The following is a 16,650-nucleotide window of genomic DNA, read 5'->3' as shown; positions in this document are numbered from 1 at the left end:
TCCCACCTTTCTAACAGGTAGTATAACATGACGCCCTTACGCTCCGATGAAAACCGGCTTACAGTTTCGTAAGGTTCAAAAAATTTAATACAAAGGTGCTCCCGCTGCCGGGAGCACTGTCAACCGCGATGCTGCCGCCATGGGCTTCCGCAATGGCTTTTGAAAGCGGAAGCCCCAATCCGGCCCCCTGAGTATCCTTTGAAAACTTGCTGCGGTAAAACCGCTTGAAAATATGGTGGATATCCTGGGGATGGATCCCCCTTCCATTGTCCTTTACAATAATCTGTGTAATGGTCGGCAGGCTGCTCCACTCGATCCAGATATGGCCAGTCTCATCTGTATGGTCCAGGGCGTTTTTCACAAGGTTGCTTACCGCTTCCATCAGCCAGTCCCTGTCGCAAAAAAGTGCGGCATCGGATGGGCCGGATAACAGGAGCTCCTTATGTTCCTGTCTGGCGCGTGTTTCAAAAGAGGCTTTCAGTGCGTTCATCATTTCCGAAATGCTTTGCATCTGCCAATCCATCACGATAGCGCCCGCATCGAGCCTTGTGATTTTCAAGAGGTTCCGGACCAGTGTTTCGATCCGCTCTAGCTCCTTTTCGGATTTTAAGGCGAACTCCATGACCGCCTCTTTATCCCCGGACTCCTCCTGTAAAAGGGAATTGTAAATATCAAGCGCGGCCAGGGGTGTTTTCAACTGGTGAGAAATATCCGAAATGGTATTTCTTAAAAAATCCTTTGTGCTTTGTTCCCGTGCCGCGTGAGCAGCCAGTGTGGTCGCCAGTGTGTTGACCTCGTGGAACAGCTTAAACAAGCTGCCTTCGCTTCCGCTGTCGATCCGTGCATCTCCGTCGCCTGAAGCAAACCGGTTGATTTGGGTTATGGCGTTTTCAATCAACTGCTGCTGCCGGCGAAAATATAGGAGACAGCAAATCAAAATGCCCGCTGACAAAAGCAGAGACAGCAAAAGCAATATCCGATTAGGCGTGCCCTCGGCAAACCAGAAATATAACTGCGACAGGATGATAAAAGAAGCTAGCACACAGGAAAGTATAAGAAACAGCCTTTTTATGTCCTTGTTCGTAAAAATAGTCATATCCCATGGTCTCCGTCCGTGACATTCCATTTATAGCCCATCCCTCTTACCGTTACAAGGAGCCGGGGATTTCCGGGGGCGGTTTCGATCTTTGTCCGTAATCTGCGGATATAGACTGCCAGCGTATTATCATCCACATAGCTGCCGTCCCACAGCCTGTCCAGGATTTGTTCTTTCGTGAGAATCCGCCCCGGATTCTGCATGAACAGACAGAGCAGGCGGTATTCGGCAGCCGTTAATTCAAGCGTGGTTTTTCCCTTCCGCGCCTGGCCCTGCAATGGAAATACGGTGATCCCATTGGATGTGATTTCCGTCTCCGCCGCGCTGAAATTTTGGGCGCGCCGCAGCAGCGCATGGATCCTGGAAACGAGTACGCCTAGTTTGAAGGGCTTAGTCATGTAATCGTCACCCCCTATATCCAGCCCCATGATCATGCTTACTTCTTCATCCGATGCTGTCAGGAACATAATGGGCACCTTAGATGTTTGACGCACTTTTTTGCAAACGTCAAAGCCTGAACCGTCAGGCAGAGACACATCTAAAATCAAAAGATCATAGCTCCCGCTGCTCCAAAGGGAATCCGCTTCACTTACCGTCCGGGCAACGGCTATCTCAAAGCCGTACTTTTTCAGCGAATAGGTTAGACCGTCAATTAAACTCAAATCATCTTCAAGCAATAGTAACCGGCTCATGTCTCCGCCTCCTTCCGTCCTGCGTCCTCCGTGATCTTTACCTCTTCTGACAAATTTGAATCCGTCCGGCAAACCGGAATTGTTATTCCTCAATTAAACCATATACGATACTATTGACAAACTGGAATTGTCAGATTACTGTGTCAATCCATATGCCTCAAGAGTTTCTTTGGCATTGAACATTTTTACAGATGTTTCAATCATTTCTTCAATATAATCTCCATCTCCCATTGTAGCAAAAAACAGGACATCTTCTCTTTTAAAACCATTCTTTTTAAATATTTCGTCTGGTATTTCCTTGATATTCTTTTCCAATACAGAAAGTAGGGTTTCAGCAAAATTCCACTTTTCATCTGACGGACTGCAAAAATCAATTTCTTTACAAGCGTCAACAGTATCAACAAGTGGCTGATATAAGAAATCTGGATTAGCTCCATTTTCCCAATCATAATACTCATCTATGTCAGTATTGTAGTCCCATGACAAATAGAAACCATAAAAGTCATCGGTAGTGATAAAACCAATCGAACAAGATTTTTCCCCTTTTGCATTTTGGAGTATTTTGCCGATTTCATTCGGTAATTCTTCAGAACATTTCTGACTAAATTCTTTAAAATCTGCTATATCCATTTTTGTTCTCCTTATACTTGTATTTATCAATCCCGTTTTGTCGCTCCGTTCAATTCCTCTATAAACTGGAAGTTATACTCTTAAAATATTATAGGGTATGCAAATCGTCAAGAACCGCTATATACCCGTCTGCCTTTCTCAAAAATTCGATTTGAATCGTCAAATCATTTATTGCACCATCTGTTGTTAAGTCATAGTCCATGTGATACCCACTGCTATCATTAAAAGCAAATAAACAGGTATTTTGTTTCTTGTTTTTTATTAATTTCGGGTCATCAATTTTCAATATAGGACAGGATATGTCTAAATATCTAAGAGCCAAAACCAGGTCGTGTTCTGACAACCGACTACTATCAAATAGAGATATAAAAGAGGCATAATCCTCTTTAGCCAATATTCCTAAAGCATTTTCTACAAAAGCAATAAAATAATCCTGTTCTTTTCCGCATTCTACGTATATCATAAGGTAAAGCCCCCACAATTAATGATTTATTGCTAAAGCCGTCTTCTTGAACTTGCGTTCAAGAAGCATCCCTCGCTTCCAGCTTGGTCAATTCCGATTTCTCGGGGTATCTAACGCTACGATTGCGCTATAAACAAAACTCTTATCACATGCGCCGGGCATATAAATCAAATTTGACCTGCCATTCGCCGTCCTCCACCGTAACATCCTGCCAATGGAACCAATCGTCCTCGATTTTGGCAAAGACCCATTTTCTCCGTTCGTCCTCCAGGTTTGTAAGGACGATGATTCCGTCCTGCTTTCTCGCCTCCAGCCGCATGATCCTTCCTGTGTAGCAATAGGCCACATCCCAGGCGTGTGTGTCCGGGTTATAGACCCGAAGGGTTGTTCCGTATTCAAAGCCGGGCAGGACGATCACATCCTGTACCGCCATTCCCTCAAGCACCCATGAGAAATGCCATTCGCCTTTGAGTACCTGGGAAGTACTGTTGTCAACATAGTCGATGTCCCAACTGCCGATCAGCTTCCCGAAATAATCAAATTCCTCGGGCAACGCTTCATTTTTTGTCCCACTTGTCAGCACTTTATAAAAACGCTCCATGTGTAGATCCTCCTACTTTTATCAATTGTTTTCCGAACGAACCGGTGCTTCTGATTTACCCGTTACAGGTAATTTTCAATTCTGCATTGCTCATGCAGAGTATCGCCTAACAGCGTAATCGCCTGATGGGGACAATGACTGATGCAGCGATAACACATGGTGCATCGGTTATGGTGTACCGCCATTTGATTTTCAATCGACAAATTGCCCATTGGACACAGCTTCGTGCATACGCCGCAGCCCACGCATTTTTCAGAGCTGATTTTCAATTTATCGGAATACTGCTTTGTTTTGTGAGAAAACCACAGCCTCTGCCCAAATAGTCCCGCCATGTGGTATAGAAATGAAAGCCCCTCCCGTGGAGCCTGGCCGCTTTTGAATGCCTGCGCCGCTTTTTTTATCTTTTCTTCCGCCTGCTTCACAAGGATGCGATTTTCTTCCTTCGTTTTTTTTAGCAGTTTTTCATCGCCAATGCAATCGGGCATTTTAAGATGTAAGCCCCCAACGATTTCAGCGCCGTATTTTTTCAGCAGTCTTGCGGCGCAGCCCGTGCCGTCGCCGCTGAACAAGCCCATGGTTGCAAGAATAAAGACTTTTTTTCCTGAAAAGACGATCCGGTTGCTTTCTAAAAAATCCCTTATTATTTTAGGAAGATTGCTAAAATATATGGGGTATGCCAGAACAATGAAATCCGATTGTGCCATAGCCTGTGCCGCTGATGGGTGTTCGATACCGATACAGGCCGCATCCGGATCCAGGTCAAAAATAAATTTCTCGATACAATATCTGGTGTTTCCTGTGCCGCTGAAATAAACTCCTACCATCTCAAAATGCTCCTAAAATTTCTTTATCAACAATTTTCAGTTTTTCTGCCCGACAAGCTGGAATTGCTCATGGTGTTCCGCTTCACAAATACAACAGTCAATTCTGCTCATTTAATTTTTGGAAACCACGGTCAAGATAATGATACAGCCGCTTTTCATCGTTACAAGCCGCCCTGAGTAGCTTGGAAAACAAACTGATGTCATCTATATATTGGGAATATACACAAAAAACGTCTTCATCCGAATCGAAATGAAACATATCTACGCCGCTATTGTTTTCCTCCCACTCTTCAATAAATCCCGTTACAAGAGTTTCCCAGTCTTTGCTACTGCCTTTAAGTCCTATCTTGCGGAATGTATCGGCTTTTAATCCGTCACTGATTTTTAGTAAAAGCGATAAGGCATAAGGGTGATGTTCTACAAAAAAGAATGGTGCAATATCTTCTGGCCTGGTTCGTATTTTGAATGGCGGGCGGGTTTCAGGTGGCCACCAAGGGAGCCAAGGGAACCACTCCCATTCCTCCTCTTTTCGCTGGCCATATTGTTTGAACTTTTTCATTTTTACCTCCCATTCAATTCCGATTTGTCAACGCTCTGTTTACAACATTCACCTATCAGGCGAATGCAACGCTTACATAGGTTTTAGATTTTTGTTCAACCGACCGACCATCCATGCGATCCTCTTTTCCCGGCCGGCGTCTGTCTTTGCGTCAAAATATGCCCGCGTGTAGGTTTTCTTTACAGATAAAGACATCGCCTGAAAATTTGCATAAGCTGGTTCGTAATCTTTTAGCAGCGCTGATAAAAAGGCGATCTGTTCCTCTGTCACCGTTGGGGTTTTGGGGGCGTCCCATTGGCCGTTTTTTCGGGCCTCCTCTATTTTCTCCCTGCCCCAATCGGTCATCAGCCCTTGCTCTTCCAGGCTTTTCACCAACGCCTTGTTCTTCTCCGACCACTTGCTGTTCTCCCTGCGCGGAGAAAAATATTTCCTGTAGGTTTTGTCGTCGATGCTTTGCATCTGTCCATCGATCCAGCCAAAGCAGAGGGCCTCTTCCAGCGCTTCGCCTGCCTTGATTGTTTTTGGCCCGCCTGCTTTTCCAAACAGAAGCCAAACGCCATCTTTGGACAGGCAATGGTCAGAAAGCCATTGCCGGAATTCTTCTCTGTTTGCAAATTCCATGATATCGCTCATTTTGTGTGCTCCTTTATTTCGCCGTAAACCAAGAAGATGAAACTAAATCAGTCAGAAAAATATTTTGTAATGATGCGTTCCAGCGTCTCCAGTTCTTCGTTGTAGTTACAAGGTAAGTTAGAAATCTGGCTCAAATCGCCAGGATCAAAATGATAAATGATATGTCTAAGTACCTGCCCATATATAAGGCAAATTTGAGCAGAAACCACTTTATCGTGCGGATGGGTATGGCATAGAGCGGATAAACTGCTGCACAATTCGGAAAACGCTGTTTCATGAAAAAAGTTTTCTTCATGCAAATAGTATAGAAAGCTATTGTTCGCCACTTCAAAGTTGTCGTTCAATACATTTAAACCATCCATGATAAACCTCTTTCATGCGCCTTCTCCGCCGAAACCTTACTAACTTATTTCACTGGAATGAACATCTGCGTCAAATACTCACTCTCCGGCTGTTGCTCGTCATTGAGATAGTGGTAATAGATACCATCCAACGCCTTGTAGCCGTTTTCGGGAATCCATTGCATCAGAGCTTCGAGCGTAGGGTCTTGCTTTTCATACGGCCCCCGGTCAATGGTGGTGGCAACGGTGCGTACAGGAATGATTGACGCCTGCACCGGGTCTTTTACCGGGATGGGCCGCGCTACCTCAAACCCGATTTCCACATCCAGCGTTTCCAGCTCCATGTTATGAAAGCACACGATGGGGCCGCTGCTGGGCAAAGCGGCGTTTTCCTCAATCAGCGAGAGAATGCTGTTCACCGCGCTTTCCATAAAACCGGCGTACTGCGTGAAAAAGTCTATGGTTTTGCGAACCGTGAGCATGTGCTTTTCTGGTTGCTGCTTCACCATGATTTCAGATATTCTTGCCATCTTCATCCTCCATTTCAATGTGGTTTATTGGTTTCCGTCTTAGCGCGATCAGTTTCAAGGCATCCAAGAGTGTCTCCCAGTCACAAATATCCAGCATCAACCACTTGGCACCTCGACCGTTTTTTGTCTTGGCAAATACACTTCGCACAGGTTCCGAAAGAAAGGGCATCATCAGCTCCGCTTCGGTCATTTCCTTCGGGCCGATCACAACGAGCATGGTAAAGTATCCGTCCATTGGATACAGGGTGCAAAGGGATTTGCCGCTTTTACTGTATTTTACATTCCATCCCTGCTGCATGGAGCAGCCACTATAACTGTATTTCGGCCCGGTCATATAGGCCCGGCAGAGATAATCATTTATGCTGCTCCAAAGGGGGGTGCGAATGAAGTCGGCAATTTGATTGTCGTCCGGCTGCCTGTCGTCTGGAAAAGCCTTGTTCCATTCCTTCATATTTCCTCCGATGCAAGAGATTTGTAATCCAGCCAGGTTTCCATGCAGGCAGCACCTTCCCCGGCAGCGGCATACATTTCAACGGCAAACTCGCCTGCCAGCAAGCTGTGTTTTTCCATCCACCGCTCTACAAAGGTTTGCGCGATATATACGGTGGATGTAACAAGTTCGTCAAAGGTTTCCGCCTCAAACTCGTAAATAACGTAATCCCGTGCTGGATTTGCTGCCGCCTCCGCGCCCGCCAGATACATGCAGTGTCCTTCCTTTGCCTCACCCATATAGACAACGCCACACTCTTTACCGCCCGGCAGCAAACCGCTGATGGTCGGTTTCATTCTGTGAAACTTGTCCCACATAGCGCCGGTCACCGAAATGCCGCTGTCTTGCCCTCCCATAATGTCGGAAATTGGGATTTCTTCCGCAATACCGATCATGTGCTTTGGATGCTCCAGCCTTTTCCGAACAATCTCTAAAACGATGCCATCTGCAATTAGGGGAACACCTTCGTCTACCATTACATATTTGAGTAATAGATTGGGCTTGACATATTGATTCATCATCGTGTGCACATGGCGCATTTCGTCCGGTGTGATGTTAAATGCCTTTTTGAAGGCCCGCGTAAAGTTGGCATGGCCGGAAAAATGGTATTCCTCCGCGATGTCCAGCACAGTTCTGTCCGTATCGCGGAGCAACTCACAGATCTTTGCCAAGCGACGCAGCCTTGTGTACTCGCGCACCGGCGTTTTGACCAGCCGCCGAAACAGCCGTTGAAAATAGAAGGGCGACAGAGCGGCGACCCCGGCCAATTCTTCGATGATTAACTCCTGCGTTAGATTTTCCTCAATGTAATCAATAGCGCGTTGTATGATTTCCATGCGAGCATACTTATCACCTCCCAGTTAAAATCATATCATAGTGAAAAACCTGCCGCTTGTCATAGTATGCCTTTTCTTACGCAAAAGGCAATGATAGCGATGCTTCTTTCTCCTTTATTTCGATGGTTCTACTAAACAGCAAGCAATTCGAATTTGGCCATACACGAAATTAAAGCTCCTTTCAAACTGGAAGTTATTACTAGGGAAAACGAGCATACAGTCCTCTAAATCAGCAGTGTCGCTTTCAGAAATATATATCTGAGCCGACAGTGACAAATCATTTTCTTTGAACTTTTCACTCTGAAGCAACTCACTCACGATATGCCAATTTGCACTTGCATTTTCTGTTTCTAACCAAATACCCATTAACGGCCCAGGCTCTCCGTCTTCTGTGTCTATAAAATCATATCCATTGCTTTTTATCAAGGAACCTGATACTTCCTCAATGCGGTCTGGTACAAAATAGCTCAAATCCATATCAGCATTTTCCAGTTTTCCCGGATTTAATAGCACAATGATTGTTTGCATATTTTACCTCCAACTTCTAAATTTATCGGGTACAGCATTTACCCAAAAGCATATAAGAACTATTGTTTCTTCGGTTTTACAATATAAATTGTTCCCTCAATAGCGTAACCCAGCTTTTCGTAATAAGGGGAGTTACCGCCCAGAACATATACTTCTTTGCCAGAAAAATCATTGCATACCTGCTCCATAAGCAGTCTGCCAAATTCTTTGCCACGATGGGATTTATCCACTAAGAGATCATAAACGTAAACTCCAAACCCATCATCGTCATGGCAACGGATATAGCCGCAAAGCTCATTTTCTGAAAATAGGAGGTAGTTAATAGAATTATCTAAGGCTTTTGCGTATTCCCCCCTGTTCTCACCGTACCAGTAGCAACTCCATCCTTCTCCCTCCCGCTCAAGCAGAGCAAAAAGCTGATTTTCATCCTTTGTATTAAAACGTCTAATCATAACTTGATTTTTTGACATTCTATTTTCCTCTATTCAGTTTTATCTGTTCCTATTCTGTCAGAGGCAGCTTTCCAACACAAAACGCCCCCGCAAGTAAATGCTATATTTTTGCCAATCCTAGAATACCTCTAATCCGAATATATCTTCATAAAACTTTCTTGCGGTGTTAAGTCGGCTGCTGATATAACCGTATAGGATTATTTCATGTTCGAGCTCCTTTCGAATTCTGTATCCTGCAGCCGCAAGCAGGATACCGGCGTGTCCGCATGAAACAGCCAAACATCATATAAGTCTTGGAACCTCTCTCGCCGTGTTTGTAACAGCAAGCGGCCATGTCCCGGTTCGAGCACCAGTCCCAATTCTTCCCGCACCTCACGGACTGCCCCTTCCAGGCTGCTTTCGCCGGCGAGGACGGATCCGCCCGTGCATTCCCAATACAGTGGATAAGGCTTATCAGGATGCCGTTGTGATAGCAAAAACTCTCCATGGCGGTTTCGTATCCACACACTAACCACAAGGTGATATGATCCGTCCGGGATTGTTTGTCCGCGCTCCACTGTGGCCCCGGTTTTCTTTCTGGTAATATCATAGAGATCCCACAATTCTGCCATCTGTCCATACCTCGGAGCAGGAAACGGGGCGGAGTGAAAGTCAAACAGATAGCCGTCTGCGATTTTTTTGATTTCCTCCATATTGTGTTCTGAATATTTGTCAAAGACCCCGTAGACCATCATACCGGCCTGCTTTGCGCTTCTGACCGCAGGCAGAACATCGTCAAAGACAAGGCACTGCTCCGGCGCCACACCCAACCGATCCGCGCAATGTACAAATATGTCAGGATATTCCTTTCCGCGTGCCATATCATCTGTTGAGCAGAGAACGTCAAACAGTTCATAGATTCCATTCTTTTTCAGACATGGCTCATATAACGTTTGGGGAAGCCCGGTTGCGACAGCCAATTTTACGCCCGCATGTTTCAACTGCCGGAGATAATCCGCAGCAAACGGGGATAGTGTTACATTGTGCGCATATTCATAGGCGGCCATTTCATTCCATTCATGGATGATTGCATCCACACTTTCAGACAGGTGAAACAGGTCGATTGTATATTCTGCGGCCTCTATAAAGCTACGGGCGCAAATTTCTGTGACATAGCCGCTGGGCACGGGTAACCCACGCTTTTTCAGAAAGGCGATATCAATGTTTTCCCATATATCCATAGAATCAAGGAGTGTGCCATCCAAATCAAATACTGCCCCGCGGAAATTCATCTGCTCCCCCTCCACAAAAAATTGTCTTCAGCTCGGCCGCAGCCCGCTTGATGTCGGGCTGGGCTAGAATCGCGGAAACGACTGCCAATCCATCTATTCCGCAGCTGCGAAAATGCGGTGCGTTCTCCTAGGTAATGCCGCCAATCACGACGATGGGCAGTTCCATGTTTTGACGGATTCATTTAATTCATCCATCGGAACAAGGCCTGCGTCCGTTTTCGTGCCCGTGGGAAACATGGCCCCGACGCCAATGTAATCTGCCCCGTCAGCCTGTGCCTGCCGCGCCTCCTGGACAGTTGTAACGGAAACACCCAGCAGCATCTCTTGCGGCATAATTTCCCGTGCCCTGGCAGCCGGCAAATCGTTTTGTCCGAGATGCACGCCGGCGGCCTTCACCGCCAGCGCAATGTCAATCCGGTCGTTTATGATGAGTGGGATATGGTATCGGTCCGTGACCACCTTGACCTCCACTGCCTGCTGGTAAAAGTCCAGAGAGCCGCACGATTTTTCCCGAAGCTGCACCATGGTACAGCCGCCTAAAATAGCCTGTTCAACTGCCTCTGGGAGTGTTTGCGTACTTATGAGAGTTCGATCTGTTACAAGGTAGAGTGTAAAATCATATTTCATACTGCCCCACTCCCATTGTCGAATCCAGGCAGGCCATATTGGTAAAGGCTGTAAAAATGATTGGTCGGGCCACAGCCCTTCCCAATTGCAAGGGAGTGCTCAATAGCGGTGGTCACATATTCTTTTGCCTGACGAACCGCTTCCTGGAGGACCAGGCCCTTTGCTAGCTGGGAAGCAATGGCCGAGGAAAAGGTGCAGCCTGTCCCATGGGTATTTTTCGTGTCGATCCGCGCTGTTTCAAACCGATAGAACTTCCGTCCATCGAACAGAACATCAAGGGCATTTCCGATGGCATGGCCGCCTTTTACCACGACGGCCTTGCAGCCCATCCTGTGGATCGTTTTCGCAGCGGTTTCCATGTCTGCAATGCAATGAATTTGCATCCCCGCTATTCTTTCAGCCTCTGGTATATTGGGCGTCAAAACATCCGCAAGGGGGAGGACGGTTTTAATCAAATGCTCTACCGCGGAAGGGTCCATAAGTGGACACCCGTTTTTGGCAACCATCACCGGATCAATTACAACGTTGTCCGGTCTGTATTGGAGCAGCTTTGCGGCAACCGCATCCATGCACGCGGGCGAGGAAAGCATACCGACCTTAACGGCATCCACCTCGATATCCTCGAACACCGCGTCAATCTGTTTCGAGATCATATCCGGCGTGATATCCTGAATTGCAATAACCCGGCTTGTATTTTCTGCAACAACGGATACGATTACGCTCATTCCAAATACTCCGTGGGCCGAAAATGTTTTTAAGTCAGCCTGGATACCCGCGCCACCGCTGCAATCTGACCCGGCAATACTTAACACCTTTTTCATCCTATCATCATCTCCTTCGCTTCCTGGGATATCACCATCAATATTCCTGCTATCTAACAATTTATTTTTTCAACTTCTCTATTGACCGGAATTGATGGTGCTGTTAAATCAATTCCAAAGCTCTTTTATACAATGAGTCTAACTCGCAACCACAGCTTCCACATTCTTCGTCTGCCTGTTTGATTGCTGATACTAAAGTGTCTTTATCAGCTTTTCCGTCTAACCATTGTTGTGCAGGAATAGATATTAAATCCCAACCAGACACGGCAAACTTTTCCATAATAGATTTTAATTCTTCCATAATGATACTCCTTTCAAATTGAAATTGATTTGTTTCTACTTCCATACTGTTTGTCCCAAGTGTTCCCCAAATGCTTCCAAATGTGTTTCATCAACGGATCCTACATGAATATCTGCATAAAACCCATTGCTTCGAATCCATGCAAGTAGTTTTTCGTCCGAATACATAATTGCAATTCCATCCATATTGAACTCTGATAAAAGATGATATTTTTCATTACAAAAACACTCTAATTCTTTTTTGATATCAAGTGTTGTCACAAATTTACCTTTACATCTTGCCTTTTTCACAACGGGTTTGTTTTCCAGTGCGATTACAAGCATTCTGCCCACACAAAACTGAACACAGCAAATATAATGTCCCTCTATCTTCCACTCTTTTTTGTAATAAAATGCTAGACGTCCGCTATCCAAATCATATCCGGCCAGCGGCGCTCGCTTTTTCTTGAAGAAAACAATGATTCCTTGTTCGATGTAAATCTCATTCAGCGGAAGAAAGTGCTCTACGCTCGTAAAATACTCCTCATGATTGTGGATCGCCATATAAATTTGCTTTAGCTCCTTAGGCAAAGAAATAGAAAGCCTTTCCTCCACCATAGAAAAATCAACTGCCTGCTTTGTGTTGAGATTCATGAACAATCCCATTTTCAAAAGCATTGCTTGCAAATCCGCATACTCTGGTTCCAATATCCTGTGATTGTCACACAATATAACCGCCCAATCATCTTCACAGATCGGACGATTTGTTTGAATATTGTATGATTTCAACTTTGAAATCCACAGCCGCCCCGAAACCTGTTTCTCGTCGTAAGAACCATAATATATGCTTCTTCTATACCGATAAAAGCCCTCTTCCATCTAATCGCTCCTTTTTCTGTTAAATAGATTCCGATTTTTTCATTAGTCCGGTGTGCATGAGCCGTCAGCGGCGGCCTTTTTTATCACCCCTAACGCGGCGACTGCGTGTCCTGCCGGACGCTATAAGCATACTTTCTTTTAGCCGGTCAAGTCTCTCGTTTTCAGCGCCCGCAAGGGCGTGTAGCCACTTCACTTATGAAGTGTTCGCAAGGCAGCGACAGCGGCCCTTGCCGGTGATTGGGGGCGGCCCTCAACAAGCGGTTTGAACAGTTTTCGCATAGCAGAAAATGGACAAACGCGCAACGGTGTGTACCGTTGCACCCTGCTTGCCACTATTAAGAATGACTAAAGGGGAAGTGCACATTATCCGCCTGATGAGCACTTGTCGGATTTTTCATGGTATACACAATCAGTACAACCACAACCGAGAACATCTGTGCGATGCTGATTCGTACAAACATTAGCTCGTCCACTCCGGTATCAGAAACCATATGCAGCATGTTAACAATGGCGTTATTGACAAAGTGCGCGTCCATCGCCATGTAGAGTGAGCCGGTCATCTTAGTCATGATTGCAAACTGAAAGCCCACAATGGCACTGGTGGAAATCAGCATTGCAATATTTGCAAGCATTCCCCCCAGGCTGCCGCCTTCAGTAAACTGCCGGATGGGGGCAATAACATGCCACACACCAAACAGAACGGAACCAATGATAGCCGAAGTGATAAACTTATATTTCTGCTCCAACAGCTTCTGGAACAGGCCACGGAACACGCCTTCCTCCATCACTACATTGATGATGTTGCCAAATATGCAGATGGCAAAGAACAACAGCCCTGTTTGATTACCGATATTTCCGTCCACGTCATAGCTGCTGACATAGAGCTGCAAGGCTGGTTGACCGCCCCGCGAGGCCACCAACGCAAACTCCACACCATAGGCGACAGTGAACACGGCGAATCCGAATACCAATCCTTGCAGGATTCGCTTGATAATGTCCCGCTTTATAAAGCCGATTTCCTGCGCCCGCAAAGAAAATACTTTGACGGTTACGCACAAGACTACGATTCCTGCGAGCTTATGGATAAATGCTTCACCCCAAAAAGAACGATCAGTCTGTATGAAAAAATATTCGATAAAGCGGAAGAAAAAGCATATCGCATAAACGGTGAATACTGATAAAAGTGGATTTTTAGGTTTGTTCATTTTGGGTTTCCTTTCCGTCGTGTTGCTTGCATAATTTAAAATTATTGAGTACGAATTTTTCTCCTAAAGCGAATATTCTTGTTTCTTATACTCTAAATTCTAATGCCGAATATGTCACGTTGCTTTATCTATTCTTATATTGTGCTCCAAGTCTTTATGAAATCTGGGCGGGAATCGGGCGGGATTTCCAGTTTTTATTGCTTTTCTTCCAATTATCATACATTTAATTTTCCTCCCACAATTCCCACTAAGCCGTTCCTTATCTGTGGAAAAGATCTGACTCCCATTTAAATCAACTCTCCTGCCTATATATTATATTCAAGTTCAGCAGGGAGATTATCCCAAAGCTCTGCTCTTGTCCTGCTCCTCCTTAAATTTTCCAATACTTTTACATCAGGATCAGGATATACAGTAAAACTGTCTGCCTCTCCCATTTGGGGATGAATTTGATATGCAAGCTGTTCCGTTTTGATAGAAAACTGTGCGCTCACATCACTTTTATTTCCTCTTGCATCAAGCCGTATCCATTTTTTGTATTCTTTTATATATACACCATTGAGTCCATGATATATCAAAAAAGGGGCTGTTTCATCGTCTAAAATTAACTTCTGATAACAAAAGCCGGTTGGAACAGATTTGCATCGCAATAAAGCTGCCAACAAGTGGGATTTGGCAAAACAAATGCCATGACCAGCTTTTAGCACTTCCGACGCAGTGCATGTAATGGTATTCTCATTTATATCTGCCGAATGCGAAATGTTATCCCGGACAAATTCATATGCTGCTTTAATAAACGCCAACTCATTATCTGCCTTTTGAAATAATGTAACAGCCAGTCCAGCAATCGCTTCGTTTTCATAATCAATTACATCATCATTCTTTAAATATTCATCCATTTTATTTGAGTATTGTATTATATTCATATTCCCTTAACCTTAAGCCTGATGTATCCTCCGATAAAGGTCTGCTGTATTCTGCGGGTTCTGAAATGCATCATAGTTATTCCCCTCAAACGTAAAACACCGCGCAGTAATACTTTCGGGATTTCTGCTGGTAAGTGCCTCCACGAACTCTGTTCCTATATCAGGTTTGCATTTCACATACAGCATATTTCCATCACTCTTTATGACGAAAACACCAGGGTCATAACCGGGAAGCGCAGACTCTTCATACCAGATAACAGCCATATCCGATATCCGCATGACTCCATGATAAAGCCTGTCTGGCAGCCGCAGCCAGTTTTTAGTCAAAAAACCAACCTTTATAAAGTCCTTCTCTTTCGTGGGCTGGGGAGTCAAAGACAACAGAAGCGAATCTGACCTGCGGCATTCTCTGTAGAATTCCATAATTTCTTCTGTACTGTAGCCGCTGTCTTTGGCGGTCATCTCTGCAACGGAGGCGCCGGTTTTGGTTATTAGTTTTATGCCGAATCCGGTTAGGACGATGCCCAGAAGTACACAGCCGATGGTAACCGCTATCCATATCATATCGCTTTCATAGATAATATGTAGCAGCAAATGGTTAAGCACTCCCAGAGCCAGCACCCCAATCCCCAGAATTAAAAGACCGCCCCCCTCGTTTTTCATTTTACTCTTTTTGGTCAGCTCCTCCTCAGACCACAACAGTTCCGTTTCCCATGCTTTTGTCATTGGCGTAATCATATTCATACCCTCTCTCTTCATAGTGTTATATGACTTTATTTCAAGTGTCCCCCTCAAGCCATCTATTCGCTGAACGGAAACATTTGAGTTAGTCCCATACAATTTCTAAACATTTAAAATCTTCTGGAATTGATGGTATGCATGAATAAATGTCCAATTCTGAAGGCTCTATTTCAATTACGCCGTCAGAACATAACCATTTGCAATTAACCATTTTTTCCAATTCAGACGGCTGCATGTTCGTACATAATATGATTGAGTCTCCCGCAAGAGTTAATACTTCTTCCTCATCGTTTTCTTCAATTTGAGTGTCATCATGCAAAGCGACACGAACCCATGCTATATTAGGCATTAACTCAATTTTTTGCAGCATAACCCATATTTCAGCAAGCGGAGGGCGCCCCTCTTCCCATTGATTTGGAGCTATGGAATCCTCCTCCGTATTTCCTTTAAAAAATTCATCAAGAGTTAACAGAGGAAAGCGTTCCTCATTATCTTCTAATGTTTTTTTAAATTTATTTATCTCTATCATAGCCACGGCCTTCCTTTCAAATTCCCGGCAGCCCCAATCATATGGTAATCCGGGTCATAAAAGCGGACTTTTTTGCTTTCTTTCATATCCTTTACCGCAATCAGGGTACCTTTGTACAGTTGAATAATCTCCTAAACTCCTATTTCTCCATTATCTGGATTTGCGATTTCGTTACAATACTGACGAAAAGTTTTATCCAATCTTTGATTCAAAACATAACGGCTGCCTCCGGTATCTAATAACTCAAAGCCACATGATAACAGTGTCCTTTCAGACGCCTTATTCGTCTTATCTATGTCCGCGGTTACCCGCTGGGCATCCGGAAAAGAAAACACCACATTCACAAGTGATGTAATCATTTCCTTACCCAAACCTTTTCCGAGACAGGCTTCTTCTCCTATGAGGTAGTCAATGCCGTAAGAACCTTTTATTGGCAGTGTTCCAAAATCCTCCTCCCTGCTGTCCTCACATCTATAGTATTGGCATAGTCCAATCGGGCACCCATCCCACAGTACGATGAGGTGGGTCAACCATTTGAATTCCCCATTGCGCTCTTTCAGTTCATAGAGCCAGTCATTGATGGAAACCCCAAGATGCGGTATTTCATACCACTTTTTTACATGTTCCTTATTCAGCCAAACTTCTACCAGCGATATATCCTCATCGTTTAACAATCTTAGCTCTAACATCAGCACCTCCT

Annotated in this window: 24 protein-coding genes; all 24 read right to left on the bottom strand. The window is 44.8% G+C overall.

Translation table 11 applies throughout. The features are described 5' to 3' along the window. Nucleotides 1-58 precede the first annotated feature (58 nt). The 24 genes from H8S75_RS00925 to H8S75_RS00805 all read right to left on the bottom strand — a co-directional run bounded on the left by H8S75_RS00925 (nt 59) and on the right by H8S75_RS00805 (nt 16,639). Entirely contained in the window at nt 59-1,096 is a 1,038-nt protein-coding gene (locus H8S75_RS00925; protein WP_187018599.1) for a sensor histidine kinase, read from the bottom strand. After that, entirely contained in the window at nt 1,093-1,788 is a 696-nt protein-coding gene (locus H8S75_RS00920; protein ID WP_187018597.1) for a response regulator transcription factor, read from the bottom strand. The genes H8S75_RS00925 and H8S75_RS00920 overlap by 4 nt, the downstream gene beginning before the upstream one ends. Nucleotides 1,789-1,923: 135 nt before the next feature. Further along, the gene (locus H8S75_RS00915) at nt 1,924-2,418 is read right to left on the bottom strand and encodes a hypothetical protein (protein ID WP_187018595.1); all 495 of its coding nucleotides are present in this window, start codon (nt 2,416-2,418) and stop codon (nt 1,924-1,926) included. An 88-nt stretch (nt 2,419-2,506) separates the two neighbouring features. Next, a complete protein-coding gene (locus tag H8S75_RS00910) occupies nt 2,507-2,881 on the bottom strand; it encodes a DUF7668 domain-containing protein (protein ID WP_187018593.1) in 375 nt (124 codons plus the stop codon). A 145-nt stretch (nt 2,882-3,026) separates the two neighbouring features. Further along, nucleotides 3,027-3,482, bottom strand: coding sequence for a hypothetical protein (locus H8S75_RS00905; protein ID WP_187018591.1), 456 nt, complete (start codon nt 3,480-3,482; stop codon nt 3,027-3,029). 62 nt (nt 3,483-3,544) lie between these two features. Continuing rightward, on the bottom strand, nt 3,545-4,306 hold the full coding sequence (locus tag H8S75_RS00900; RefSeq protein ID WP_187018590.1) for an EFR1 family ferrodoxin: 762 nt from the start codon (nt 4,304-4,306) through the stop codon (nt 3,545-3,547). Nucleotides 4,307-4,403: 97 nt separating this feature from the next. Beyond that, the gene (locus H8S75_RS00895; protein ID WP_187018588.1) at nt 4,404-4,865 is read right to left on the bottom strand and encodes an Imm51 family immunity protein; all 462 of its coding nucleotides are present in this window, start codon (nt 4,863-4,865) and stop codon (nt 4,404-4,406) included. 72 nt (nt 4,866-4,937) lie between these two features. After that, entirely contained in the window at nt 4,938-5,498 is a 561-nt protein-coding gene (locus H8S75_RS00890; protein WP_187018586.1) for a YdeI/OmpD-associated family protein, read from the bottom strand. Nucleotides 5,499-5,545: 47 nt separating this feature from the next. After that, nucleotides 5,546-5,860, bottom strand: a complete 315-nt coding sequence (locus H8S75_RS00885; RefSeq protein WP_187018584.1) for an Imm41 family immunity protein — start codon at nt 5,858-5,860, stop codon at nt 5,546-5,548. 44 nt (nt 5,861-5,904) lie between these two features. Beyond that, complete coding sequence (locus tag H8S75_RS00880) at nt 5,905-6,369, bottom strand: GyrI-like domain-containing protein (RefSeq protein WP_187018582.1); 465 nt, start codon at nt 6,367-6,369, stop codon at nt 5,905-5,907. Next, on the bottom strand, nt 6,353-6,820 hold the full coding sequence (locus tag H8S75_RS00875) for a DUF3788 domain-containing protein (protein ID WP_187018580.1): 468 nt from the start codon (nt 6,818-6,820) through the stop codon (nt 6,353-6,355). Before H8S75_RS00875 ends, H8S75_RS00880 begins: the two co-directional genes overlap by 17 nt. Further along, nucleotides 6,817-7,695, bottom strand: a complete 879-nt coding sequence (locus H8S75_RS00870) for a helix-turn-helix domain-containing protein (protein ID WP_187018579.1) — start codon at nt 7,693-7,695, stop codon at nt 6,817-6,819. Before H8S75_RS00870 ends, H8S75_RS00875 begins: the two co-directional genes overlap by 4 nt. Nucleotides 7,696-7,809: 114 nt before the next feature. Next, nucleotides 7,810-8,223, bottom strand: coding sequence for a hypothetical protein (locus H8S75_RS00865; protein WP_243270143.1), 414 nt, complete (start codon nt 8,221-8,223; stop codon nt 7,810-7,812). Nucleotides 8,224-8,282: 59 nt separating this feature from the next. Further along, nucleotides 8,283-8,693 (bottom strand): GNAT family N-acetyltransferase, encoded by a 411-nt coding sequence (locus tag H8S75_RS00860; RefSeq protein ID WP_187018577.1) that lies wholly within the window; start codon nt 8,691-8,693, stop codon nt 8,283-8,285. Nucleotides 8,694-8,872: 179 nt separating this feature from the next. Further along, nucleotides 8,873-9,946, bottom strand: a complete 1,074-nt coding sequence (locus H8S75_RS32540) for an HAD-IA family hydrolase (RefSeq protein WP_243270142.1) — start codon at nt 9,944-9,946, stop codon at nt 8,873-8,875. A gap of 144 nt (nt 9,947-10,090) precedes the next feature. Beyond that, nucleotides 10,091-10,573 (bottom strand): thiamine phosphate synthase, encoded by a 483-nt coding sequence (thiE, locus tag H8S75_RS00845; RefSeq protein WP_432764167.1) that lies wholly within the window; start codon nt 10,571-10,573, stop codon nt 10,091-10,093. Beyond that, on the bottom strand, nt 10,570-11,394 hold the full coding sequence (gene thiD, locus H8S75_RS00840) for a bifunctional hydroxymethylpyrimidine kinase/phosphomethylpyrimidine kinase (protein ID WP_187018575.1): 825 nt from the start codon (nt 11,392-11,394) through the stop codon (nt 10,570-10,572). Before thiD ends, thiE begins: the two co-directional genes overlap by 4 nt. 103 nt (nt 11,395-11,497) lie before the next feature. Continuing rightward, the gene (locus tag H8S75_RS00835) at nt 11,498-11,695 is read right to left on the bottom strand and encodes a hypothetical protein (protein ID WP_187018574.1); all 198 of its coding nucleotides are present in this window, start codon (nt 11,693-11,695) and stop codon (nt 11,498-11,500) included. A gap of 35 nt (nt 11,696-11,730) precedes the next feature. Continuing rightward, complete coding sequence (locus tag H8S75_RS00830; RefSeq protein WP_187018572.1) at nt 11,731-12,552, bottom strand: hypothetical protein; 822 nt, start codon at nt 12,550-12,552, stop codon at nt 11,731-11,733. Between the two features lie 335 nt (nt 12,553-12,887). Then, a complete protein-coding gene (locus H8S75_RS00825) occupies nt 12,888-13,757 on the bottom strand; it encodes a CPBP family intramembrane glutamic endopeptidase (RefSeq protein WP_187018570.1) in 870 nt (289 codons plus the stop codon). A gap of 305 nt (nt 13,758-14,062) precedes the next feature. Next, nucleotides 14,063-14,680: a transglutaminase-like domain-containing protein gene (locus H8S75_RS00820; RefSeq protein WP_187018568.1), complete on the bottom strand. Its 618-nt coding sequence runs from the start codon at nt 14,678-14,680 to the stop codon at nt 14,063-14,065. Nucleotides 14,681-14,692: 12 nt separating this feature from the next. After that, complete coding sequence (locus tag H8S75_RS00815; protein ID WP_187018566.1) at nt 14,693-15,424, bottom strand: hypothetical protein; 732 nt, start codon at nt 15,422-15,424, stop codon at nt 14,693-14,695. Nucleotides 15,425-15,506: 82 nt separating this feature from the next. Next, nucleotides 15,507-15,950, bottom strand: coding sequence for a hypothetical protein (locus tag H8S75_RS00810; protein ID WP_187018564.1), 444 nt, complete (start codon nt 15,948-15,950; stop codon nt 15,507-15,509). A gap of 131 nt (nt 15,951-16,081) precedes the next feature. Continuing rightward, the gene (locus tag H8S75_RS00805) at nt 16,082-16,639 is read right to left on the bottom strand and encodes a GNAT family N-acetyltransferase (RefSeq protein WP_187018563.1); all 558 of its coding nucleotides are present in this window, start codon (nt 16,637-16,639) and stop codon (nt 16,082-16,084) included. Nucleotides 16,640-16,650 lie beyond the last annotated feature (11 nt).

Source organism: Hungatella hominis (assembly GCF_014288005.1).
Lineage (GTDB): Bacteria > Bacillota > Clostridia > Lachnospirales > Lachnospiraceae > Hungatella > Hungatella effluvii.
The sequence above is the reverse complement of the archived record's forward strand: the minus strand, read 5'-3'. Positions and strand labels throughout refer to the sequence as shown.

Excerpts from the sequence above, each read along its gene's own strand:
- H8S75_RS00810 (WP_187018564.1), bottom strand. The coding sequence starts at position 15,950 with ATGATAGAGATAAATAAATTTAAAAAAACATTAGAAGATAATGAGGAA.
- H8S75_RS00905 (WP_187018591.1), bottom strand. The coding sequence starts at position 3,482 with ATGGAGCGTTTTTATAAAGTGCTGACAAGTGGGACAAAAAATGAAGCG.
- H8S75_RS00875 (WP_187018580.1), bottom strand. The coding sequence starts at position 6,820 with ATGAAGGAATGGAACAAGGCTTTTCCAGACGACAGGCAGCCGGACGAC.
- H8S75_RS00915 (WP_187018595.1), bottom strand. The coding sequence starts at position 2,418 with ATGGATATAGCAGATTTTAAAGAATTTAGTCAGAAATGTTCTGAAGAA.
- H8S75_RS00815 (WP_187018566.1), bottom strand. The coding sequence starts at position 15,424 with ATGAATATGATTACGCCAATGACAAAAGCATGGGAAACGGAACTGTTG.
- H8S75_RS00900 (WP_187018590.1), bottom strand. The coding sequence starts at position 4,306 with ATGGTAGGAGTTTATTTCAGCGGCACAGGAAACACCAGATATTGTATC.
- H8S75_RS00805 (WP_187018563.1), bottom strand. The coding sequence starts at position 16,639 with ATGTTAGAGCTAAGATTGTTAAACGATGAGGATATATCGCTGGTAGAA.
- H8S75_RS00895 (WP_187018588.1), bottom strand. The coding sequence starts at position 4,865 with ATGAAAAAGTTCAAACAATATGGCCAGCGAAAAGAGGAGGAATGGGAG.
- H8S75_RS00865 (WP_243270143.1), bottom strand. The coding sequence starts at position 8,223 with ATGCAAACAATCATTGTGCTATTAAATCCGGGAAAACTGGAAAATGCT.
- H8S75_RS00820 (WP_187018568.1), bottom strand. The coding sequence starts at position 14,680 with ATGAATATAATACAATACTCAAATAAAATGGATGAATATTTAAAGAAT.
- H8S75_RS00835 (WP_187018574.1), bottom strand. The coding sequence starts at position 11,695 with ATGGAAGAATTAAAATCTATTATGGAAAAGTTTGCCGTGTCTGGTTGG.
- H8S75_RS00880 (WP_187018582.1), bottom strand. The coding sequence starts at position 6,369 with ATGGCAAGAATATCTGAAATCATGGTGAAGCAGCAACCAGAAAAGCAC.
- H8S75_RS00830 (WP_187018572.1), bottom strand. The coding sequence starts at position 12,552 with ATGGAAGAGGGCTTTTATCGGTATAGAAGAAGCATATATTATGGTTCT.
- H8S75_RS00825 (WP_187018570.1), bottom strand. The coding sequence starts at position 13,757 with ATGAACAAACCTAAAAATCCACTTTTATCAGTATTCACCGTTTATGCG.
- thiD (WP_187018575.1), bottom strand. The coding sequence starts at position 11,394 with ATGAAAAAGGTGTTAAGTATTGCCGGGTCAGATTGCAGCGGTGGCGCG.
- H8S75_RS32540 (WP_243270142.1), bottom strand. The coding sequence starts at position 9,946 with ATGAATTTCCGCGGGGCAGTATTTGATTTGGATGGCACACTCCTTGAT.
- H8S75_RS00885 (WP_187018584.1), bottom strand. The coding sequence starts at position 5,860 with ATGGATGGTTTAAATGTATTGAACGACAACTTTGAAGTGGCGAACAAT.
- H8S75_RS00870 (WP_187018579.1), bottom strand. The coding sequence starts at position 7,695 with ATGGAAATCATACAACGCGCTATTGATTACATTGAGGAAAATCTAACG.
- thiE (WP_432764167.1), bottom strand. The coding sequence starts at position 10,573 with ATGAAATATGATTTTACACTCTACCTTGTAACAGATCGAACTCTCATA.
- H8S75_RS00925 (WP_187018599.1), bottom strand. The coding sequence starts at position 1,096 with ATGACTATTTTTACGAACAAGGACATAAAAAGGCTGTTTCTTATACTT.
- H8S75_RS00920 (WP_187018597.1), bottom strand. The coding sequence starts at position 1,788 with ATGAGCCGGTTACTATTGCTTGAAGATGATTTGAGTTTAATTGACGGT.
- H8S75_RS00860 (WP_187018577.1), bottom strand. The coding sequence starts at position 8,693 with ATGTCAAAAAATCAAGTTATGATTAGACGTTTTAATACAAAGGATGAA.
- H8S75_RS00910 (WP_187018593.1), bottom strand. The coding sequence starts at position 2,881 with ATGATATACGTAGAATGCGGAAAAGAACAGGATTATTTTATTGCTTTT.
- H8S75_RS00890 (WP_187018586.1), bottom strand. The coding sequence starts at position 5,498 with ATGAGCGATATCATGGAATTTGCAAACAGAGAAGAATTCCGGCAATGG.